Annotated in this window: 17 protein-coding genes and 1 pseudogene; 10 read left to right on the top strand and 8 right to left on the bottom strand. The window is 68.2% G+C overall.

Going from position 1 to position 20,644, the window contains the following annotated elements:
* Window positions 1-116: 116 nt before the first annotated feature.
* Window positions 117-1,016, bottom strand: coding sequence for a 4-hydroxy-tetrahydrodipicolinate synthase (gene dapA, locus ACTWOL_RS27375; protein WP_474299455.1), 900 nt, complete (start codon window positions 1,014-1,016; stop codon window positions 117-119).
* A gap of 190 nt (window positions 1,017-1,206) precedes the next feature.
* Window positions 1,207-1,944: an FAD-dependent thymidylate synthase gene (thyX, locus tag ACTWOL_RS27370; RefSeq protein ID WP_474299454.1), complete on the bottom strand. Its 738-nt coding sequence runs from the start codon at window positions 1,942-1,944 to the stop codon at window positions 1,207-1,209.
* A gap of 187 nt (window positions 1,945-2,131) precedes the next feature.
* Here thyX and ACTWOL_RS27365 point away from each other — a divergent pair, with 187 nt between their 5' ends.
* Window positions 2,132-2,401, top strand: coding sequence for a hypothetical protein (locus tag ACTWOL_RS27365; RefSeq protein WP_474299453.1), 270 nt, complete (start codon window positions 2,132-2,134; stop codon window positions 2,399-2,401).
* 91 nt (window positions 2,402-2,492) lie between these two features.
* Window positions 2,493-3,080 carry a hypothetical protein gene (locus ACTWOL_RS27360; protein WP_474299452.1) on the top strand — a complete coding sequence of 196 codons (588 nt, stop codon included), beginning with the start codon at window positions 2,493-2,495 and terminating at the stop codon, window positions 3,078-3,080.
* A gap of 137 nt (window positions 3,081-3,217) precedes the next feature.
* Here the strand turns inward: ACTWOL_RS27360 and ACTWOL_RS27355 are convergent, their stop codons facing one another.
* From ACTWOL_RS27355 to eccD, 6 genes and pseudogenes are all read right to left on the bottom strand, one after another.
* Window positions 3,218-3,670 (bottom strand): hypothetical protein, encoded by a 453-nt coding sequence (locus ACTWOL_RS27355; RefSeq protein ID WP_474299451.1) that lies wholly within the window; start codon window positions 3,668-3,670, stop codon window positions 3,218-3,220.
* Window positions 3,671-3,681: 11 nt separating this feature from the next.
* On the bottom strand, window positions 3,682-4,434 hold the full coding sequence (dapB, locus tag ACTWOL_RS27350) for a 4-hydroxy-tetrahydrodipicolinate reductase (RefSeq protein WP_474299450.1): 753 nt from the start codon (window positions 4,432-4,434) through the stop codon (window positions 3,682-3,684).
* Between the two features lie 46 nt (window positions 4,435-4,480).
* Complete coding sequence (locus ACTWOL_RS27345; protein WP_474299449.1) at window positions 4,481-5,860, bottom strand: M16 family metallopeptidase; 1,380 nt, start codon at window positions 5,858-5,860, stop codon at window positions 4,481-4,483.
* A gap of 8 nt (window positions 5,861-5,868) precedes the next feature.
* A pseudogene (locus ACTWOL_RS27340) lies at window positions 5,869-8,097 on the bottom strand (polyribonucleotide nucleotidyltransferase); the annotation flags it as partial.
* Between the two features lie 291 nt (window positions 8,098-8,388).
* Window positions 8,389-8,676 carry a 30S ribosomal protein S15 gene (gene rpsO / locus ACTWOL_RS27335; RefSeq protein ID WP_138052768.1) on the bottom strand — a complete coding sequence of 96 codons (288 nt, stop codon included), beginning with the start codon at window positions 8,674-8,676 and terminating at the stop codon, window positions 8,389-8,391.
* Between the two features lie 233 nt (window positions 8,677-8,909).
* Window positions 8,910-10,379: a type VII secretion integral membrane protein EccD gene (eccD, locus tag ACTWOL_RS27330; protein ID WP_474299448.1), complete on the bottom strand. Its 1,470-nt coding sequence runs from the start codon at window positions 10,377-10,379 to the stop codon at window positions 8,910-8,912.
* A 217-nt stretch (window positions 10,380-10,596) separates the two neighbouring features.
* Between eccD and eccCa the strand changes: the two genes are divergently transcribed.
* The 8 genes from eccCa to ACTWOL_RS27290 all read left to right on the top strand — a co-directional run bounded on the left by eccCa (window position 10,597) and on the right by ACTWOL_RS27290 (window position 20,554).
* On the top strand, window positions 10,597-14,550 hold the full coding sequence (gene eccCa, locus ACTWOL_RS27325; RefSeq protein WP_474299446.1) for a type VII secretion protein EccCa: 3,954 nt from the start codon (window positions 10,597-10,599) through the stop codon (window positions 14,548-14,550).
* Window positions 14,551-14,626: 76 nt separating this feature from the next.
* On the top strand, window positions 14,627-15,058 hold the full coding sequence (locus tag ACTWOL_RS27320; protein WP_474299445.1) for a hypothetical protein: 432 nt from the start codon (window positions 14,627-14,629) through the stop codon (window positions 15,056-15,058).
* A 32-nt stretch (window positions 15,059-15,090) separates the two neighbouring features.
* Window positions 15,091-15,324: a hypothetical protein gene (locus tag ACTWOL_RS27315; protein ID WP_474299444.1), complete on the top strand. Its 234-nt coding sequence runs from the start codon at window positions 15,091-15,093 to the stop codon at window positions 15,322-15,324.
* Complete coding sequence (locus ACTWOL_RS27310) at window positions 15,305-17,230, top strand: hypothetical protein (RefSeq protein ID WP_474299443.1); 1,926 nt, start codon at window positions 15,305-15,307, stop codon at window positions 17,228-17,230. The genes ACTWOL_RS27315 and ACTWOL_RS27310 overlap by 20 nt, the downstream gene beginning before the upstream one ends.
* A gap of 34 nt (window positions 17,231-17,264) precedes the next feature.
* Complete coding sequence (locus ACTWOL_RS27305) at window positions 17,265-17,879, top strand: hypothetical protein (protein WP_474299442.1); 615 nt, start codon at window positions 17,265-17,267, stop codon at window positions 17,877-17,879.
* A gap of 90 nt (window positions 17,880-17,969) precedes the next feature.
* Window positions 17,970-19,406 (top strand): IS1380 family transposase, encoded by a 1,437-nt coding sequence (locus ACTWOL_RS27300; protein WP_474294504.1) that lies wholly within the window; start codon window positions 17,970-17,972, stop codon window positions 19,404-19,406.
* A 165-nt stretch (window positions 19,407-19,571) separates the two neighbouring features.
* The gene (locus ACTWOL_RS27295; RefSeq protein ID WP_474299441.1) at window positions 19,572-20,222 is read left to right on the top strand and encodes a hypothetical protein; all 651 of its coding nucleotides are present in this window, start codon (window positions 19,572-19,574) and stop codon (window positions 20,220-20,222) included.
* 98 nt (window positions 20,223-20,320) lie between these two features.
* The gene (locus ACTWOL_RS27290; protein WP_474299440.1) at window positions 20,321-20,554 is read left to right on the top strand and encodes a DUF397 domain-containing protein; all 234 of its coding nucleotides are present in this window, start codon (window positions 20,321-20,323) and stop codon (window positions 20,552-20,554) included.
* Window positions 20,555-20,644: the final 90 nt, after the last annotated feature.

The following is a 20,644-nucleotide window of genomic DNA, read 5'->3' as shown; positions in this document are numbered from 1 at the left end:
CACCACGCGCGCCACGTACCGCGTGGGCACGTGGCGCGCGTGACATTCGTGCACTTGCTGTTGTCGTCGATGTGATGTGTGTTCAGTTGTTTCATATTCAGTTGTGAAGTCTGTGGCTACAGCTGTACCCCGCCTGCGGCGAGATCGAGCTTGAGCTGCGCGGTCTCGGTCTCGCTGAGCTCGATCAGCGGCAGGCGGAGCGGACCGGCGGGCAGACCCTGGAGCGCGAGCGCCGCCTTCGTGGTGATGACGCCCTGGGTCCGGAACATGCCGGTGAACACCGGGAGCAGCTTCTGGTGGATCTCGGTGGCCTTCTGCACGTCACCCGCGGTGTACGCGTCGACGAGGGCTCGCAGCTCGGGGGTGACCACATGGCCGACCACCGAGACGAAGCCGACGGCGCCGACGGACAGGAGCGGGAGATTGAGCATGTCGTCGCCCGAGTACCAGGCGAGGCCGCTCTGGGCGATGGCCCAGCTGGCACGGCCCAGGTCGCCCTTGGCGTCCTTGTTGGCCACGATCCGCGGGTGCTGCGCGAGTCGCACGATCGTTTCGGTGTCGATCGGCACACCGCTGCGGCCGGGGATGTCGTACAGCATGACGGGCAGACCCGTGCTGTCGGCGATGGTCGAGAAGTGCCGGTACAGCCCCTCCTGTGGGGGCTTGTTGTAGTACGGCGTGACTGCGAGCAGGCCGTGCGCGCCGGCGCTCTCGGCAGCGCGGGCGAGCTCGATGCTGTGGCGGGTGTCGTTGGTGCCGATTCCTGCGACCACATGGGCCCGGTCGCCGACCGCTTCGAGGACCGCCCTCACGAGCTGGTCTTTCTCCGCATCGCTGGTGGTCGGGGACTCGCCGGTGGTGCCGTTCACGATCAGGCCGTCGTTGCCTGCGTCCACCAGGTGGGCGGCGAGCCGCTGCGCGCCGTCGAGATCGAGTGCGCCGTCCGCCGCGAACGGCGTGACCATAGCGGTGAGGACCCGTCCGAAGGGGGTCTGCGGAGTGGAGATCGGAGCCATGGGTAACACGCTACTCGCTGCTTGGCGGGTAGGGCTCCCTCGGGGGACGTGACGTATGCCGTGACCGGTGGAGCCCGGCACTGCCTGCTCGGGGGTTCAGGCAGTGCCGGGTCCGTTTGATCAGCCTAGATGAACTTCTCGAAACGCCGCAATACGGACACCGAGTAAGGCTGAACCGTACATCTGTCCCTTAAGGAGCGATGCGCCCGTTCGCGTTGAACGCGGCATAGGTGAGCGGCATGAGCCTGGCCCAGTGTTCCTCCATCTTCTCGCCGACCATCTCGATCTCCCGCTGTGGGAAGGAGGGCACCTTGGCGAGTTCGTGCTGCGTACGCAGACCGAGGAAGTGCATCAGCGAACGGGCGTTGCACGTGGCGTACATCGACGAGTAGAGGCCCACGGGCAGCACCGAGCGGGCGACCTCGCGGGCGACCCCGGCCGCCAGCATCTCCTGGTACGCCTCGTACGCGTGTCGGTACGAGTCCTCCATCACGCGCCCCGTCAGCTCCTGCTGCGCCTGCGTGCCCTCGACGAAGACGTACTTGCCCGGGCGGCCCTCCTGGACCAGCTTGCGCGACTCGTCCGGGACGTAGAAGACGGGCTGCAGCTCCCGGTAGCGCCCCGACTCCTCGTTGTACGACCAGCCGACCCGGTGCCGCATGAACTCCCGGAAGACGAAGATCGGTGCGCTGATGAAGAAGGTCATCGAGTTGTGCTCGAAGGGGCTGCCGTGGCGGTCCCGCATCAGATAGTTGATCAGGCCTTTCGAGCGCTCGGGGTCCCTGGAGAGCTCTTCCAGGGACTGCTCGCCCGCAGTGGAGACCCGGGCCGCCCACAGCACGTCCGAGTCGCCGGCGGTGTGCTTCACCAGCTCGACGGTCACATCGCTGCGGAAGCCGGGTTTGATGTCGGCGGGGCTCTCGGTCACCGGTGGGTGTCCTTCCAGTTGCGTCGCTCGTGCGGCGCCCATTCTCTACGGCTCGGCACTGACAACGACGGCCGGGGCGGGTCGTCTCGATTTTTCTCGGCCAATTCACCGGAATCGGGCACCATGTGGTCGTTCCGTGCGTCTGTACCGGTAACCACACCCTTCACAGCCAAGGAGGCTCGTTCAGATGTCCCTCCCCCAGCCCTCGCTGGGCGGTACCACCAGGCGCGAGGCCGTACCGTTCGCCTTCGTCGCCGACGCCGACCGATTTCGCAGCAATGTCGCTCCCCCGCCCAGGACCCGGCCGAGCACGGGGCAGATCCTCGGCCGTGCGCTGATCGGGCTGACCGTCGTGGCCGGCCTGGCCGGATCGCTGCTCTTCGGGATGCCTGCGCTCGAGGCCCCGCAGAAGGCTCCGTCGCAGGCTCAGCGGTCCGGCTCGGGCCAGAGTCGCTGACTCTTTCGGACCCCCTGGGGTGGTCCGGGGTTGACCGCATCGGTAGCCTCACCCGTCACAGCCCGTTGTGCGCAATGAGTGAGGTTCAGCCGTGCCCCTGCCCTTTCTGACGGCCGACCGCGCCTTCGACACGTCGGCGCCGGATGACGATGTCGCACTGCCGCTCGACGACCATGACGAGTGGCGGCGACCCTACCGTCCGGGCCCCTGGCGGGTGGCGGCGGCTGCCCTTCTCCTGCTGTTCGCGTCGTTCGTGCTCATGGCAGCAGTGATCATCGCGTTCGCGGGCGCGCTGCCGGGTGCGGGGCTGTGCTTCGGATTCGCCGTGCTGGTGATCGTCGCGGCGCTGCGGCTGCTGCGCATGGGCACCTGGGTGAGCAGGCATGGTCTGCGCTGCGTCAGCTTCTTCTCGACGTCCACCGTCGGCTGGGGGCACGTCACGGGACTGCGGACGGCGCAGCAGCCGGTGCGCTGGCTGGGACTGCCGCGCACGGTTCAGGGGCAGTCGCTGATGCTGATCCGCGGCGGCAGCAAGGACCCGCTGCCGCTGCTCACCGATCACAATGCCGACTTCCTGTCCCGGATGGAGGCGTTCGACCGGGCCGCGGACACGATCGAGGCCTGGGGCGCCCAGTACGGCCAGGGTCTTGCTGCCGCTCCCGCCGCCCGCGGGCAGTGAGGGGCTGACCGGACGATCAGGCCGGTCTCCGAGCAGGCCCTGACCACGGGACGACCGGGTCAGGGCCCGAGGAACTCCTCGGCCGGATCAGATCCGGCACGCACCGTGCCGCAGAGTCCGGCACACACCCTGCGAGCTCAGACCCGGACGGGCTTGCCGTCGTGCAACGCGATCGCACGCTGCATGGCCTTGCGGGCACGTGGCGTGTCCCGCGCGTCGTGATAGGCCACGGCCAGCCGGAACCAGCAGCGCCAGTCTCCGGGCGACTCCTCGGCCTCCGTCCGGCGCCTGGCGAAGACGGCGTCGGCCGATTCGCGGTCGATACGGCCACCCGGGGTCCGCACCAGCTCGTCGACCGGCAGTCCGCCCTCAGCGTCCAACTCGTCCGCGAGGGCATTGGCCTTCTTGACGAACTGGGTGTTCTTCCACAGGAACCACAGGCCGATCCCCGGCAGGATGAGCACGGCCACACCGAACGAGACGGTCAGCGCGGTGCCCTGCCGGACGAGCAGTACACCCCGGCTGCCGACCAGGACGAAGTAGACGACCAGGACGGCAGCCGTGACGAGGTAGGTGATCTTCGCGCGCATGGGGTCGATCCTCAGTCCAGGTCGAGGAAGTGCTCAAGGCCGAAGGTGAGCCCCGGTGTGCTCACCACGCCCCTCACCCCGAGCAGGATGCCCGGCATGAAGCTGCTGTGGTGCAGCGAGTCGTGCCGGATCGTGAGGGTCTCGCCCTCACCTCCCAGCAGGACCTCCTGGTGGGCGAGCAGTCCCCGCAGCCGTACGGCGTGTACGGGCACCCCGTCGACGTCCGCACCCCGCGCACCCTCCAGCGCCGTGACCGTGGCATCGGGCTGAGGGGCGCAGCCGGCTTCGGCGCGGGCCGCGGCGATCAGCTGGGCGGTGCGCGTCGCCGTACCGGAGGGTGCATCCGCCTTGTTCGGGTGGTGCAGCTCGACGACCTCGACCGACTCGAAGTAGCGAGCGGCCTGGGCGGCGAACTTCATGGTGAGCACGGCGCCGATGGAGAAGTTGGGCGCGATGAGCACACCGGTGTCCGGGGAAGCGTCCAGCGAGGTACGCAGATGCGCGAGCCGCTCGTCGGTCCAGCCGGTGGTACCGACCACCGCGTGCATGCCGTGGCGTACGCAGAAGTCGAGGTTGCCCATCACCGAGGCGGGCGTGGTCAGTTCGACCACGGCCTGCGCGCCCTTCTCGGCGAGGGTCTCCAGCTTGTCGCCCCGGCCGAGCGCGGCGACCAGTTCCATGTCGTCGGCGGCTTCGACCGCCCGGACCGCCTCGGATCCGATACGGCCCCGGGCTCCGAGGACGGCCACACGCAGCTTGCTCATTGCTTGTGCTCTCTCTACGAATCGGAAACTACGGGCTCTGCGGGCTCTATGAGACGGACTCGTGCAGCCGGTCCGCCTGCTTGTCCTTCAGCGGACCGATCACCGCGAGCGAGGGGCGCTGTCCGAGGACGTCGCGGGCGACCGCCCTGACGTCGTCGGGGGTCACCGCGGCTATGTTGGCCAGCATGTCGTCGACCGACATCTGGGCACCCCAGCACAGCTCGCTCTTGCCGATGCGGTTCATCAGCGCACCGGTGTCCTCGAGTCCGAGGACCGTGGAACCGGAGAGCTGGCCGATGGCACGGCCGATCTCGTCGTCGGACAGACCTTCGGAGGCCACGCGGTCCAGCTCGCCACGGCAGATCTTCAGTACGTCGTGGACCTGGCTGGGCCTGCAGCCCGCGTACACGCCGAACAGTCCGCAGTCGGCGAAGCCCGACGTGTACGAGTACACGCTGTAGGCGAGGCCCCGCTTCTCGCGCACCTCCTGGAAGAGGCGCGACGACATACCGCCGCCGAGTGCCGTGTTCAGTACTCCGAGGGCCCACCGGCGCTCGTCGGTGCGGGCCAGTCCTGGCATGCCGAGGACCACATGGGCCTGCTCGGTCTTGCGGCCGAGGACGTCGAGCCTGCCGGCGGCCTTGATCGTCCGGCGGCCGTCGCGCGGGGCGATCGGCCGGGCATCCGTCCGGGTCAGCGCTCCGGCCCGCTCGAAAGCCCTGCGGACCTGGCGGACGACCGTGCCGTGGTCGATGTTGCCCGCGGCGGCGACGACCAGGTGCGTGGGGTCGTAGTGCTTCTTGTAGAAGCGGGTGATCTGCGAGCGGCCGAGGGCGTTGATCGTGTCGACCGTGCCGAGGACCGGACGGCCCAGCGGGGTGTCACCGAACATGGTCTGCGCGAAGAGGTCGTGGACGACGTCACCCGGGTCGTCCTCGGTCATCGCGATTTCCTCGAGGATGACACCGCGCTCGGCGTCGACGTCCTCGTCGAGGATCAGGGAGCCGGTGAGCATGTCGCAGACGACGTCGATCGCCAGTGGCAGGTCGGTGTCGAGCACCCGCGCGTAGTAGCAGGTGTATTCCTTCGCCGTGAACGCGTTCATCTCGCCGCCGACCGCGTCGATGGCGGCGGAGATGTCCAGGGCGGAGCGGCGCTCGGTGCCCTTGAAGAGCAGGTGCTCCAGATAGTGCGTGGCGCCGTTGAGCGAAGGGGTCTCGTCGCGTGATCCGACGTGTGCCCAGATACCGAAGGTGGCCGAGCGCACGGAGGGGAGGGTCTCGGTGACGATGCGCAGCCCGCCGGGCAGGACCGTGCGGCGGACCGTGCCGATGCCGTGCTCGCCCTTGAGGAGCGTTTGGGTACGGGCGACGGCCCGCGCCTCCGAGGAGGTGCGGGCCGTCGTCCTGGAACTACGGGACGTCACTTGGCAGCGTCGTCCTTCTCGCCATCGGCGTCGTTCTCGCCCTCGCCCTCGCCCTCGATCACGGGGATGAGGGAGAGCTTGCCGCGCTGGTCGATCTCGGCGATCTCGACCTGGACCTTCTGGCCCACGCCGACCACGTCCTCGACGTTCTCCACGCGCTTGCCGCCGGCGAGCTTGCGGATCTGCGAGATGTGCAGCAGACCGTCCTTGCCGGGCATCAGGGAGACGAAGGCACCGAAGGTGGTGGTCTTGACGACCGTACCCAGGTAACGCTCGCCGACCTCCGGCATGGTCGGGTTGGCGATCGAGTTGATCGTGGCACGGGCGGCCTCGGCGGCCGGGCCCTCGGAGGCACCGATGTAGATGGTGCCGTCGTCCTCGATCGTGATCTCGGCGCCGGTGTCCTCCTGGATCTGGTTGATCATCTTGCCCTTGGGGCCGATGACCTCACCGATCTTGTCCACGGGGATCTTGACGGTGATGATCCGCGGGGCGTTCGGGGACATCTCGTCCGGGGTGTCGATCGCTTCCATCATCACGTCGAGGATGTGGAGGCGGGCGTCGCGGGCCTGCTTGAGGGCCGCGGCCAGGACGGAGGCCGGGATGCCGTCCAGCTTGGTGTCGAGCTGGAGGGCGGTGACGAACTCCTTCGTACCGGCGACCTTGAAGTCCATGTCGCCGAAGGCGTCCTCCGCACCGAGGATGTCGGTGAGGGCGACGTAGTGCGTCTGGCCGTCGATCTCCTGGGAGATCAGGCCCATGGCGATACCGGCGACGGGGGCCTTCAGCGGCACACCGGCGTTCAGCAGCGACATGGTGGAGGCGCAAACCGATCCCATGGACGTCGAACCGTTGGAGCCGAGAGCCTCGGACACCTGACGGATCGCGTACGGGAACTCCTCGCGGGTCGGCAGCACCGGCACGATGGCGCGCTCGGCCAGGGCGCCGTGGCCGATCTCGCGGCGCTTCGGCGAGCCGACACGGCCGGTCTCACCGACGGAGTACGGCGGGAAGTTGTAGTTGTGCATGTAGCGCTTGCGGGTCACCGGGGAAAGGGTGTCCAGCTGCTGCTCCATACGGAGCATGTTGAGGGTGGTGACGCCCAGGATCTGGGTCTCGCCACGCTCGAACAGGGCGGAACCGTGCACCCGCGGGATGGCCTCGACCTCGGCGGCGAGCGTACGGATGTCCGTGACGCCACGGCCGTCGATGCGCGTCTTCTCCTTGATCACGCGCGCACGGACCAGGGACTTGGTCAGCGAGCGGTACGCGGCGGAGATCTCCTTCTCGCGGCCCTCGAACTCCGGAAGGAGCTTCTCGGCGGCGAGCGCCTTGACGCGGTCGAGCTCGGCCTCGCGCTCCTGCTTGCCGGGGATGGTGAGCGCCTGGGAGAGCTCGCTCTTGACCGCGGCGGTGAGCGCCTCCAGGACGTCGTCCTGGTACTCGAGGAAGACGGGGAACTCACCGGTCGGCTTGGCAGCCTTCGCGGCGAGGTCCGCCTGCGCCTTGCACAGGACCTTGATGAAGGGCTTCGCGGCCTCGAGACCGGCGGCGACGACCTCCTCGGTCGGAGCCTCGGCACCACCCTTGACCAGCTCGATGGTCTTCTCGGTGGCCTCGGCCTCGACCATCATGATCGCGACGTCGCCGTCCTCCAGGACGCGGCCCGCGACCACCATGTCGAAGACGGCGTCCTCGAGCTCGGTGTGGGTCGGGAACGCCACCCACTGGCCCTTGATCAGCGCGACACGCGTGCCGCCGATCGGACCGGAGAAGGGCAGGCCGGCCAGCTGCGTGGAGCAGGAGGCGGCGTTGATCGCGACCACGTCGTACAGGTGGTCGGGGTTGAGCGCCATGATCGTCTCGACGATCTGGATCTCGTTGCGCAGGCCCTTCTTGAAGGAGGGGCGCAGCGGCCGGTCGATCAGGCGGCAGGTCAGGACCGCGTCCTCGGACGGGCGGCCTTCACGGCGGAAGAAGGAGCCGGGGATCTTGCCCGCGGCGTACATCCGCTCCTCGACGTCGACCGTCAGGGGGAAGAAGTCCAGCTGGTCCTTGGGGTTCTTGGACGCGGTGGTGGCCGACAGCACCATGGTGTCGTCGTCCAGGTACGCCACGGCGGAACCGGCGGCCTGCTTGGCCAGGCGGCCCGTCTCGAAGCGGATGGTACGGGTGCCGAAGGAACCGTTGTCGATCACGGCTTCGGCGTAGTGGGTCTCGTTCTCCACCAGCGATATCTCCTCGTCTGCGTCCCCCGGCCCGTGTGGCCCGGGGACGATGGCGGAGAAGCGCGCCTTGTGTGCGGGCCGGTCTTCGATCGAAGCACCCGGGATATGGGTTCCGGGGGCCACTACCGAGGACCGGCGGCGGAGGGGCGCTCCTCCTCGTTCGGTATTGCGTTTTCTGTACGGCTCTGCCGTATTTTCCGGTACTGCGTTACCACCAGGTTACTGAGGTTCGCCGCAGGACCGCATGTACAGCAAAAGGAGCGGCTCCCTAGGTCTGGGAACCGCTCCCTTCACGGCGTCTTACTTCGCGCCCGCCGCACCACGGCGGATGCCGAGGCGGTCGACCAGCGTACGGAAGCGCTGGATGTCCTTCTTGGCCAGGTACTGCAGCAGACGGCGGCGCTGGCCGACCAGGATCAGCAGACCACGGCGCGAGTGGTGGTCGTGCTTGTGGGTCTTGAGGTGCTCGGTCAGGTCGGAGATGCGGCGCGACAGCATCGCGACCTGGACCTCCGGGGAGCCGGTGTCGCCCTCCTTGGTGCCGAACTCGGACATGATCTGCTTCTTCGTAGCGGCGTCGAGAGACACGCGGTACTCCTCTTTCGAATTCGTGCGCCTGCGAGTGCCCCTGGTCTTGGTCTCAGGGGAGCTTCCGTGACTCGAAGGCGAAGGCGCGATGGGCGCTGCTCCCAGCTGTGCGAAGCCGAGGCTGGGGGCGCGTACACATACGGCCGTCACACAGCGTACCAGCCTCGGTGTCCTGATCCGACCGGGCCCCGGACGCCGACGAAACGTCCGCGGGGCCCGGTGCGACGGGTCGGTCAGCTGGTCAGGGACCTGGCGGCGTCGAAGACGTCGAGGACGGCCAGACACAGCGGGATCAGGGCGAGCAGCACCAGGCCCTCGGTGAGGTCCAGCAGCCGGCCCCAGAACGGCGAGAGACCCTTCTTCGGAATGATCAGACCGATCGCGGTGATCAGGGCCGCTCCGCCGGCGACGGCAGCGGCGAGCCACATCGTACGGAGGTCCAGACCGCCTCGGTCCCCGAAGATCAGCAGTTCCTTGACCAGATCGACGGGCGGATTCAGGGAGAGCCCGAGGACGAGCAGGGCGATCGCGGCGATGCCCGCCACCAGGGCGCAGGCGACCTGTGAGGTGTAGCGGAAGAGACGCGCGCGCAGCAGCATCGCCAGACCGGCGGCCAGGGCAAGGAAGTGGCCCCACACGTTGCCGGCGAAGCCGAGGACGGCCGCGGAGCCGATCACGACGGCCGCACAGCCTCCGACCAGTCCGAGCAGCATCTCGTGCCCCCGGCGGGCCTGGGCGGCGATGCGGTCCGCGTCGACGGGCTGGGCCTCGGGGAGCTCGTGCGGTGCGGCGTGGAATTCGTCGTCCGCGGCGCTGCGCGGCGACGAGTAACCGATGGGCAGGCGGGCGAAGCGGGCCGACAGCCCGGGCAGGAAGGCGACAAGGCCGATGGCGACCGGGGCACAGACGGCGGCGGTCGCGGTGGGCGACGCCTCGGTGAGGACCGCGGCGAACGTGGCGAGGGTGCCGACCACGGCCAGGAAGGTGGCGGCGACGAACGGGGCGTCACCACTCGGGGTGAGGGCGACCAGGGCGACCGAGGCGACGAGGACGGTCACACACCCGAGCAGGAACTGCAGCCGCCCGGGGCCGTGGCCCTCCGCCGGAGCGATGATCCCGGAGCCCGCGATGAGCAGCAGCGGGAGTGCGCCGAGCCCGAGTGCGACGGCGGTGGCCCGGTCGGCGTACACCCGGGCCCGCACGCCGGCGAAAGCGGTCAGCAGCAGGCCTGCCGCGCCCGCGATGACGCCGGGGAGGCTGTGCATGTCGTGGCGTACCGGATCGGCGAACCAGAGCACGAAGCCCATGAGGACCAGCAGCAGCACCCCGCCGGCGAGTCCGGCCCCGCGCAGCAGTTCGTCGCTCCACAGGTGGCGGTCACGCGTGACGGCCGCGGCGACGGCGTCTGACACATCGTCGAAGACCGCGGGCGGCAGCGACTGGGCGAACGGACGCAGGCTGAGCACCTCGCCGTCGAGCACCTGCTGGGCGGCGAGCGAGCGGGCGCCGTCGAGCACGGTGCCGTCGCGGCGGACCAGGTGGTACCCCGTGGGTGTGCCGACGGCCTGCGTCTGACCGGTGAGCCGAAGGATCTCCGGGTAGACGTCGGCGACGGCGATGTCCTCGGGGAGGGCGACGTCGATCCGGCTGTCGGGCGCCACGACAGTGACGCGGCAGAAGCCGGTCGCTGCGGTCGTACTCACGTGTCTGGACCCCCTGAATGGCGATGGCGCACAAGCTGATTCGCGGTTGCGCACGGTGCCGGGCCACCCTACCGGGAGGCAGTGTCACTGACTGCAAGTAGGATCACCGTCGCGCGGAGCGAGTCTGCGCAGCATTGGCAGCGACGGGGGCGCCGGTGCGGAATCCAGGCATCGCCGGACCTCCGACTTCCGTCCGTATCGAGGGATTGATGTTCCGGTGAGCCAGATCGTCGTCAAACGCCCGCCGCGCTCGCTTCCGCCGGAAGTGCCCACGGATGAGCTGACGCTGGAGGCTCCACCGGAGCTGCCGCGTGGTCAGCAGGAGTCCATGCTGATGCAGCTTCTGCCGATGCTCGGCATGGGTTCGTCGGTGGTCTTCTTCTTCATGCCGAACGCCCATCCGTTCATGCGGATCATGGGTGTTCTGATGCTGGTCTCGACGGCAGGGATGGCGATCGCCCAGCTCGTCAGATTCCGCAAGGGTACGCAGGGGCAAATGGCCGATGTGCGGCGCGACTACCTCAAATACCTTGCACAGACACGGCGTGCGGTCCGCAGGACCGGTCGGGCTCAGCGCGACGCGCAGTTCTATCTCCATCCCTCTCCCGAGCAGCTGTGGTCGGTGGTGGCCGAGGGCTCGCGGGTGTGGGAACGGCGGGTCGGCGACAAGGACTTCGGGCAGGTGCGCGTCGGCCTCGGTGCCCAGCAGCTGTCGACGCCGCTGATCGCGCCGGACACGGCGCCGGTGGACGAGCTGGAGCCGCTGTGCGCGGGTGCGATGCAGCAGTTCCTGGCGGTGCACGGCTCGTTGGACGGTCTGCCGATGGCCGTGTCGATGCGGGCGTTCTACCACATGACGGTGTCCGGCGATCCGGAGTCCGCCCAGTCCACGGCCCGTGCGCTGGTCGCGCAGCTGGTGACGCTGCAGTCGCCCGACGACCTGATGGTCGCGGTGGTGGCGGGGCCCGGTGCGGTGGCGCGCTGGGACTGGACGAAGTGGCTCCCGCACACCCAGGTGCCGGGACAGATCGACGGGGCCGGGACGAAGCGTCTGTTCGGCGACGACCTGGCCGAGCTGGAGCAGTTGCTGCGCAGCAGGCTGGACGGCCGGCCGCGGTTCGGCAGGGACAGCCAGCCGGTGCTGGACCAGCCGCACATCGTGGTGGTGCTGGACGGTGGGATGGTGCCGCCGGACTCCCTGTTCGCGGCGGCCGAGGGGCTGCAGGGTGTGACCGTCGTCGAAGTGGTCTCCGGTGAACTGGACGAGCCGAGGGGCGGGTTGTCGGTCGTCGTACGGCCCGGTCGGCTGAGGCTGGAGTCGGGCGCCGGATTCGCCTACGAGGGGGTCCCCGACGTGATGTCGCTGCCGGCCGCCGAGGCGCTGGCGCGGCAGCTCGCGCCGCTGCGCATGGGCGGGGGCGACGATGACGAACCGCTGCTGGCGAACCTGGACTTCACTGATCTGCTGAACCTGGGCGACGCGGCATCGGTGGACGTGGCACGCACCTGGCGGCCCCGTTCGACGGCGGAGCGGCTGCGCGTGCCGATCGGGGTCGGCGAGGACGGCCAGCCCGTCATGCTGGACCTGAAGGAGGCTGCGCAGGAGGGCATGGGCCCGCACGGGCTGTGTGTCGGCGCCACCGGTTCCGGCAAGTCGGAGCTGCTGCGGACGCTGGTACTCGGCCTTGCGGTGACGCACTCGTCCGAGACGCTGAACTTTGTACTCGCCGACTTCAAGGGCGGTGCGACCTTCGCGGGCATGTCACAGATGCCCCATGTGGCTGCGGTGATCACCAACCTGGCGGACGATCTCACCCTCGTCGACCGCATGGGAGACGCGATCCGGGGTGAACTGCAGCGCCGTCAGGAGCTGCTGCGCTCGGCGGGCAACTACGCCAACATCCACGACTACGAGAAGGCCCGTGCGGCGGGTGCCCCCCTGGAGCCGCTCGCCTCGCTGGTCCTGGTCATCGACGAGTTCTCCGAACTGCTCACCGCGAAGCCGGACTTCATCGACATGTTCATCCAGATCGGCCGTATCGGCCGGTCGCTGGGTGTGCATCTGCTGCTCGCCTCGCAGCGCCTCGAGGAGGGCAAGCTGCGCGGCCTTGACACCTATCTGTCCTACCGGATCGGTCTGCGCACCTTCTCGGCGGCCGAGTCGCGCACCGCGATCGGCGTGCCCGACGCCTATCACCTTCCTTCGGTGCCGGGTTCCGGCTATCTGAAGTTCGGCACGGACGAGATGACCCGCTTCAAGGCGGCCTACGTCTCGGGCACGTACCGCATCGGCGGCGAACACATCTCCACCGGGCCGCTGCCGATCGAGCGGCGTCCCGCGGTCTTCACCGCGGCTCCGGTCCCGGTCGTGTACGCGGCGCCCGACCCGGCGCACCTCACCGCGTCCGGCGACGGCGAGGACGACGCGCTCGCGGACACCGTGCTCGACGTCATCGTGCGCCGCCTGGAGGGTCAGGGCGTGCCCGCCCACCAGGTGTGGCTGCCGCCGCTCGACCAGGCACCGCCGCTGGACCAGCTGCTGCCGGGGCTCGCGCGGACCGCGGACCGCGGGCTGACGGCGACCGAGTACGCGCGCCCCGGTGGTCTGGTGATCCCCCTCGGCCTGATCGACAAGCCGTTCGAGCAGCGCCGTGAGGTGCTGTACCGGGACTTCTCGGGCGCGGCGGGCCACATGATGGTGGTGGGCGGGCCGCAGTCCGGCAAGTCGACGCTGATGCGGACGCTGATCTCGTCGTTCGCGGTCACCCACACTCCGCTCGAAGTGCAGTTCTACGCACTCGACTTCGGTGGTGGCGGGCTCGCGTCACTGGCCGACCTGCCGCATGTCGGCGGGGTCGCGTCACGGCTGGACCCGGAGCGGGTGCGGCGCACCATCTCGGAGGTCGCGGGCGTACTGAAGCGGCGCGAGGAGTTCTTCCGGGCGAACGGCATCGACTCCATGGCCACGTACCGGCGCAGGCGGGCCGCGGGCGACCTCTCCGGCGAGCCCTGGGGCGATGTGTTCCTGATCATCGACGGCTGGGGCGGCTTCAAGAACGAGTACGAGATGCTCGATCCGGTCGTCGCGGACCTCGCGGCCCGTGGCCTCGGCTACGGCATCCACGTCGTCATCACCGCCGCGCGGTACATGGAGGTGCGCGCGGCGCTGAAGGACCAGATGCTGGGGCGGCTCGAGCTCCGCCTCGGTGACGTCATGGACTCCGAGTTCGACCGCAAGGTCGCGGCCAATGTGCCGACGGGTGTGCCGGGACGGGGTCAGGTACCGGAGAAGCTGCACTTCATGGGCGCTCTGCCGAGGATCGACGGTTCGAGCAGCGCATCGGACCTGGCGGAGGGCACGGCTGCCTTCGTCGACGCGGTACGGAGCAGCTGGACGGGCTCCTCGGCGCCGGCCGTGCGCCTCCTGCCCCACAAGCTGCGGTCCGACCAGCTGCCCAAGGGCTTCGAGTTCCCGCAGCACGGCATCGCGATCGGCATCGAAGAGACCAGCCTCGAGCCCGTGTACGTCGACTTCGAGTCCGACCCGTTCCTCCTGGTCTTCGGCGAGAGCGAGTCGGGCAAGACGAACCTGCTGCGTCTGATCGCCAAGCAGATCTCGGAGCGCTACTCGCCGGACGAGGCGAAGCTGGTCGTCGGAGACTACCGGCGGTCCCTGCTCGGCTCCCTGCCCGAGGAGCATCTGCTCGAGTACGCGCCGATGCCGAATTCCCTGCAGACCCATATGGAGGCGCTGGGCGGTGTGTTCGCGCGCCGGCAGCCGCCCGAGAACGTCACGCCCCAGCAGCTGCGCGACCGCAGCTGGTGGTCGGGGCCGCAGGTGTTCATCATCATCGACGACTACGACCTGGTCTCGACGAGCAGCGGCAACCCGCTCGCCCCGCTGGCGGAGTACCTTCCCTTCGCCCGGGACACCGGCGTCCGGTTCATCATCGCCCGCAACTCCGCGGGAGCGTCGCGCTCCATGTACGAGGCGTTCATGCAGCGCATCAAGGAACTGGGCGCGCAGGGCGTGGTCCTGTCCGGCGATCCCCAGGAGGGCGACCTCGTCGGCAACGTACGCCCGCATCCGATGCCGCAGGGGCGGGGGTACTTCGTGTCGCGGCGGGGCGGGGCTTCGCTGGTGCAGACGGGCCTGATGCCGCAGCTGTGACAAGTGCTGTGAATGCCGTCAGTCACCGCGGTGCTTCGGTGCCGCGAACCTCGCCGTAATCCAGCAGGGGGAATCAATGTCGTTCAATGACGAATGGGCTCAGCACAAGACCAGTACGAACGAGCGTCAGTCGACAAGCACGCGGCTCAACCAGCTCCCCGTCGATCCCGGAGGCAGCGGCGGCGGCAACACGGACCTGGCGACATCACCCGCCAGGAAGAAGAAGGCCGCCAACACCATCGAGACCCACATCGAACCGGACGTGAAATCGGCGGCGGACGCGGCGGACGAGCCCACCAGCTCGGCCGTCACCGAGTTCAAGGGGTGGGACACGGCGGCAGGGCTCAAGAAGGCCCATGAGCACTGGGACAGCCAGGTGAAGCGTCTGATGGCCCGGCTGCACTCGGAGAAGACCGCCTTGCGGGGAACGTCGACACTGTTCACGGGCAACGATCTTGAGACGAGGGCGAGCTTCGGGCAGGCGCAGTCCAAGGTCTCGGGACTCTAAGGGGAAAGCCGATGCCGACGTACCAAGAGTTAATGCAGACCTCCCTCGGCAAGCTGAACACCGCCGCCGACGGCTGGAAGAGCATGGCGGAGAAGTTCAAGAAGGTCGAGGACCTGTACGAGAAAGAAGTCCAGAGCGTCGCTTCGGGGGGGGCCGTTGTGGACGGGCCAGAGCCAACAGGTCGGCGCGACGAACTTCGCCATCACTCGCAACGAACTCGACGCGGCGCAGAAGGAAGCGCTGGCGATGGAGTCTCTGCTGCGTGATGCCCACAATCAGTTCACCGAGCTCAAGGGCAGGGTGAAGTCCGCGGTCGACGAGGCCATCACCGCGGGAATGAAGGTCTCCGAATATGGCATCGCGAGCTTCGACTTCTCCAAGGTGGATGCCAGCGAAGCTAAAGCCATCCGCCATGACCCGGACCTGCGGGAAGTGGAGAACTCGTATACGCGGAAGATCAGTGACGCCGTCAAGGCGATCACGGATTTCGACCACGACGTCAAGGTCGCTCTGCTGAACGCGTCCGGGGCAGACGGTACGGCCCCCCTGGGCTTCAACACGAAGCCCGTGAACGATGTCGAAGCCGTCGAGGCCTTGGCCCTCGCGGAGAAGGTCAGCTCCGGCGAAGCGTCGAAGAAGGAACTGGAGCAGTACCGCGACCTGCTGAAGGAGAACTCCAAGGACAAGCACTTCAGCGAGGCGTATCTGAACGGCCTCGGGGCGAAGGACACACTGAAGATCGCCGACCAGATGAACCTGGCGGCGAACGAGCGGGGCATCTCGGCCGAGGACAAGAAGCTCTACAACTCGATCAACTCGGCCCTCGCGGACACGGTGGCGTCGGGGACGAAGGACCCGAGCAGTTACGCCTACCGGCCGTTCGTGAACGAGCTGAAGGCCCTGGGCGACGACAACCTCACGGGCAATCTCAGGCCGACGCAAGGCTACCAGCTCCTCGTCACGCTGATGGGTCAGGGAAACCCGGACGGCTACGGCAAGGAGTTCCTCAACGACATCGGCGGCGGAATCATCAAGGCCGAGCAGGAGACACCCAACAACTGGACTCACTACTACGACGGACAGCGCCCGAACATCGTCGCCGACCCGCTGGACGGCCTGCTCGACATCATGAGCAAGGACCCCGCCGACGCGCAGTACTTCCTCGACCCCAAGGCGCCCGGGAACGAGAACAACCACCTGGAGTACCTGCTCACGAAGCGGGAATGGAACGATTCCTGGACCTCCGGGCCCGGTCTCGTCATGGGAATGGAGAACTCCTACAAGGCCACGGGGCTGGGCAATGCCATCGAGGCGGCGGCGACCGGCCACGAGCCGGGCGAGAAGCCCGGCCCGATCGGCCCGCACACCGAGGGCCAGGCGCGGGTGATGCACCACGCCATCCAGTACCTCGACTCGGACAAGGGCGGCGACGAGTTCCCCGAAGACCTCAAGAACATCCAGAAACCGATGGCGCGGGCGCTCGCGGACTATGTCGCAGACACCCATGTGATGCTCACCGGTGAGGACGCCGGATACGGCGGGAGCGAGGGCAAGGCCTCCAGTATCGGATCGGGCGACAACGCGCACATTGCCGTGGGCCAAGCGAGCCTCATCCGTGTCATGCGCGGTGTCGCCGACGACAGCGAGGCCTTCGCCCTGCTCTATGAGTCGGAGCGCGCGTACTCCGCTCAGCAGCTTGCTGAGGCCCCGCCGTTCACGGGCGATGCAACGCACGGCCAGAGTGCCGACTGGGACCACCGGTCTCGCAAAGTGGGCATGGCGTTGGGTGCCCTCAACGGCATCGGAGCCGACGTCTACATCGATAAGGAGGACGACAAGGTCAAGTGGGCCGAGTCGACGGCGGAGTACTCAGCGAACGGCGTCAACAGTGTGGTCGGTGAGATCCCATTCGCAGGATCGGCCGCCGGCGCCATCGTTGACACCGCCAAGTTCGACTGGGTCCAGGACGTCACTGACGCGGCGGAGGAGCAGGGAAAGAAGGATTCAAGCAGCAACTTTACGGCCGGCAAGGACGGCACGAACGACCTCTTCAACGCGTGGGGGAAGCGGGAAGGAATTCTGAACAATGGCGCGTACGATTCGGCGAAGGATTCTGCGAATGGTGGCTACGAGGACGGACGTTCGGCCGCGGCGGCACACCTGGGGAACTGATCATACGCTGACTCTCGGGCGCTCCAGCGCCGCTGTGGCGCTCGCCCTTACGGCGACGGCCTGCTCGGGCGGAGGCTCGGACGCCCAGGTCGAGGGTCTGTGCGGTCAGCCCGCCGAGTCGAGCGCCGGACGGTCGCTGCGTGAAGTGCTGGGGACGGACGATTTCACAACGAAAGTGATCAGAACGGATCAGAGCTTCGCGAAGCGGTTCAAGGAGCACTTGCGGGAATGGCGGGGTGGCAGGTTCTCAACCCCTCCCAGCTATCTGTGCACATTCCTTCCCGAGGGCAGTAAGGAACGAGTAGTTCTCAGTTTCGCATGGTCCCCTGCAAACGAGCCGAGCGCAAGCCGCACACAAGACGGCACGTTCTACGACCTGAATGGAGCCACCGGGAAGATCGGCAGTCTTTCTTCAGCGCTCTATCTGAAATGCACCATGGGTGGCGACTTGAGGGATCTTTCGAACAAGGTCGTCCTCCGCGCCGACGCCGCACTCACGGTCAACCGGGGCAGGAAGGTTGACCAGGAGAGAGAAGCAAGCCAGCTCTCCTTCCTCTACTTCATGGCGCGCGAGGTCACGGAAGTGCTGGGGTGCGAGAACCAACCGTTGGTGAAGGAGCCCGTCGTGAAGCCGTACTCCGCGCACTAGCCTCGCCGTTTCGGTTGGGATGAGTCCGGGCGTGGGGCGGAAGTACGAAAGTGCCTTCTGAGCTGGAACGATGAACCTTGTCGAGGGGTTATGTCGGTCCAAGCGGAAGGCACTTTCTGCGTGAAGGGTATCGGTTCTCGTCCCAAGCTCCATGTCTCCGCTGACGGTTCGGGTGTGGTCGGGCATGCCGGGGCACGGATGCTGGCTGATCTTGCCGATGCCACCGGGCTGACCAGTGCGTACTCCACCGCGCTCAGGCCGCTTCGGCCGCGCGGGACCGGGCATGATCCGGGCCGGATCGCCACCGATCTCGCGGTGATGCTCGCCGATGGCGGCGAGGCCATCACGGATCTGGCCGTGCTGCGGGACCAGGCCGAGATGTTCGGCCCGGTGGCCTCCACGCCCACGGCCTGGCGGCTGCTCGCCGACATGGACGAGGCCGTACTCGCTTCGATGCGAGCGGCCCGCACTTCGGCTCGGGAGGTCGCCTGGCTGCAAGCCGCCGAGACCCGTGAGGGCATACCCGCAGTGACCGCCGCAGCGCGCGAACTGCCCGGCCTGGTCCTGGACCTCGACGCCACACTGGTCGCCTGCCACTCCGAGAAAGAAGCGGCCGCACCCACCTACAAAGGCGGCTTCGGGTTCCACCCGCTGGTGTGCTTCCTGGCCAACACCGGCGAGGCCATGTCGGCGCGACTGCGGCCTGGCAACGCCGGAGCCAACACCGCCGCCGATCACATCGCGGTCCTCGACCAGGCCCTCGCGCAGATCCCCGACGCTCACCGGCACGGAACCCAGATCCTGGTCCGCGCCGACAGCGCAGGATCCGCGAAAGCCTTCCTCGCCCACATCCGTCACCTGCGCGAGCACGGGCTGGACCTGCGGTTCTCCGCCGGATACGCGGTCACTGAGCCGGTCCGCCGCGCGATCCGCTCGGTGCCCGACCGCCTCTGGCATCCCGCCCTGGACCAGAACGGAACACTGCGAGAGGGAGCCGAGGTCGCCGAGCTGACCGGCATGGTCGACCTGGCTGGCTTTCCGCCCGGCACCCGCATCATCGTGCGCCGTGAACGACCGCACCCCGGAGCCCAGCTGTCCCTGTTCGACCAGGACGAGGGCCTGCGCCATCAGGTGTTCCTCACCGACACCCCCTACTGCGGCGGTGGCTCCGCCCAGTTCCTGGAGGTCCGCCACCGCGGGCATGCCACCGTCGAAGACCACATCCGGTGCGGCAAGACCACCGGCTTCGGCCGCTTCCCCTCCCGCCACTTCGCCATCAATGCCGTCTGGCTCGAACTCAGCCTCGCCGCGATCGACCTACTGGCCTGGACCCGCATCCTGCTCCTGGACGGGGAGCTGGCCACCGCCGAGCCGAAGAAGCTCCGCTACCGGCTGCTGCACGTCGCCGCCCGCCTCACCCGCGGCGGCCGACGCCTGCGCTTGCGGATATCGGCGACCTGGCCCTGGAGACACGAACTGGCCACGGCCTTCCACCGCCTCGCCGCACTGCCCCGTCCCGCCAGCTGATCAACAACCACCCAGACCGCCCACGACCCGAAAGACCCCGGAGAACCCGACCACCGCGCCGGGACTCAGCCATCCCCAAAAGGCGGAATCGCCCTCCCCGCCCGACAGCTGACGATCAGCAACGTCTCATCACCCCAACCGAAACGGCGAGGCTAGGGAACGATCGTGAATCACAAGAAACGACACAAGATCGCCGCTGCGGCCTGCGCCGTCCTTGTGTCCACCCTCGTCGCCTGCCAGAGCGGCGGGGCCGACGCCGGCAGCGGGAATGCCTTGACAGCGGACCGGGTGGTCGCGCTCGCGGGCCAGGTCGGTCCCCACGGGGCCGGCGACTGCCCGCTTCCCTACGACGTAGACGAGGCCGCCGAGACGGTCAAGCTGGGCAAGAGCATCGAGCCCGGTTCCGCCTCGCGGCCTGACGAGCCCGTCGCCACGGCGGAGGACGGGAAGAAGGCGCAGCCGAGCGAGGAGTGGACGCTCATCAGTTGCTCCTTCCATGTCGGCGCGGAGGATCTGAAGATCCACACCCTCGGCTCGGAGAAGCAGGAAGCGGCCTACGTTCTGGCGCCCGTCATGCAGCTCGCCGGGGGAATGGACATCTCCGGCGAGTTGCAGCCCTATACGACAGCAGTCGCGAAGGCGGATCCCGGACAAGCAGTGCCGAGCAAGGGCGGGAACGTGGTGGCGGTCCGGCTCAGCCCCGCCGACGAGAGCGACGTCACGCTTCTCCTGACTGCCGGTGAGTCCGGAAAGAGTGCGCTGAAGCCTCGGCAGGTGCTGGAGCTGGCACGGACCTTCGCGTCCCAGGCGAGGTGATTCTGTCCGTCCGTATGACAGCGGACGTGTCGGGCACCGATCATTGACCTGCGACGACGTTCGCGTTCCACCCGCGCCGCAAGAAGGAGCTAAGCCCCATGGGCACTCAGCAGGAGAAGGAAGAGCTGTACGCGCTCGACATCAGTGAGGTCGAGTGGCACGGCGCCCCGGGAACGAGCCCCGACGAGGAGCGCGTGGAGATCGCCTACCTGCCCGGGGGCGCCGTGGCGATGCGGTCGTCGATGGATCCGGAGACCGTGCTGCGCTACACCGAGGCGGAGTGGCGTGCGTTCGTCCTGGGCGCCCGGGACGGGGAGTTCGACCTGCGGTGAGTCCCGGCGGAGGCTCAGGACGGGGAAGGGGCCCGCTCCACGGAGCGGGCCCCTTCCCGTATCCCGGGGGCGTACCCCCGAAGGGATAGC

The sequence above is a fragment of the Micromonospora sp. IBHARD003 genome (assembly GCF_056106285.1).
Note: the sequence above shows the minus strand (reverse complement) of the source record. Positions and strands in the feature narration are given on the sequence as shown.

Excerpts from the sequence above, each read along its gene's own strand:
- dapA (WP_474299455.1), bottom strand. The coding sequence starts at position 1,016 with ATGGCTCCGATCTCCACTCCGCAGACCCCCTTCGGACGGGTCCTCACC.
- ACTWOL_RS27365 (WP_474299453.1), top strand. The coding sequence starts at position 2,132 with ATGTCCCTCCCCCAGCCCTCGCTGGGCGGTACCACCAGGCGCGAGGCC.
- ACTWOL_RS27355 (WP_474299451.1), bottom strand. The coding sequence starts at position 3,670 with ATGCGCGCGAAGATCACCTACCTCGTCACGGCTGCCGTCCTGGTCGTC.
- dapB (WP_474299450.1), bottom strand. The coding sequence starts at position 4,434 with ATGAGCAAGCTGCGTGTGGCCGTCCTCGGAGCCCGGGGCCGTATCGGA.
- ACTWOL_RS27320 (WP_474299445.1), top strand. The coding sequence starts at position 14,627 with ATGTCGTTCAATGACGAATGGGCTCAGCACAAGACCAGTACGAACGAG.
- ACTWOL_RS27315 (WP_474299444.1), top strand. The coding sequence starts at position 15,091 with ATGCAGACCTCCCTCGGCAAGCTGAACACCGCCGCCGACGGCTGGAAG.
- ACTWOL_RS27310 (WP_474299443.1), top strand. The coding sequence starts at position 15,305 with ATGGAGTCTCTGCTGCGTGATGCCCACAATCAGTTCACCGAGCTCAAG.
- ACTWOL_RS27300 (WP_474294504.1), top strand. The coding sequence starts at position 17,970 with ATGTCGGTCCAAGCGGAAGGCACTTTCTGCGTGAAGGGTATCGGTTCT.
- ACTWOL_RS27290 (WP_474299440.1), top strand. The coding sequence starts at position 20,321 with ATGGGCACTCAGCAGGAGAAGGAAGAGCTGTACGCGCTCGACATCAGT.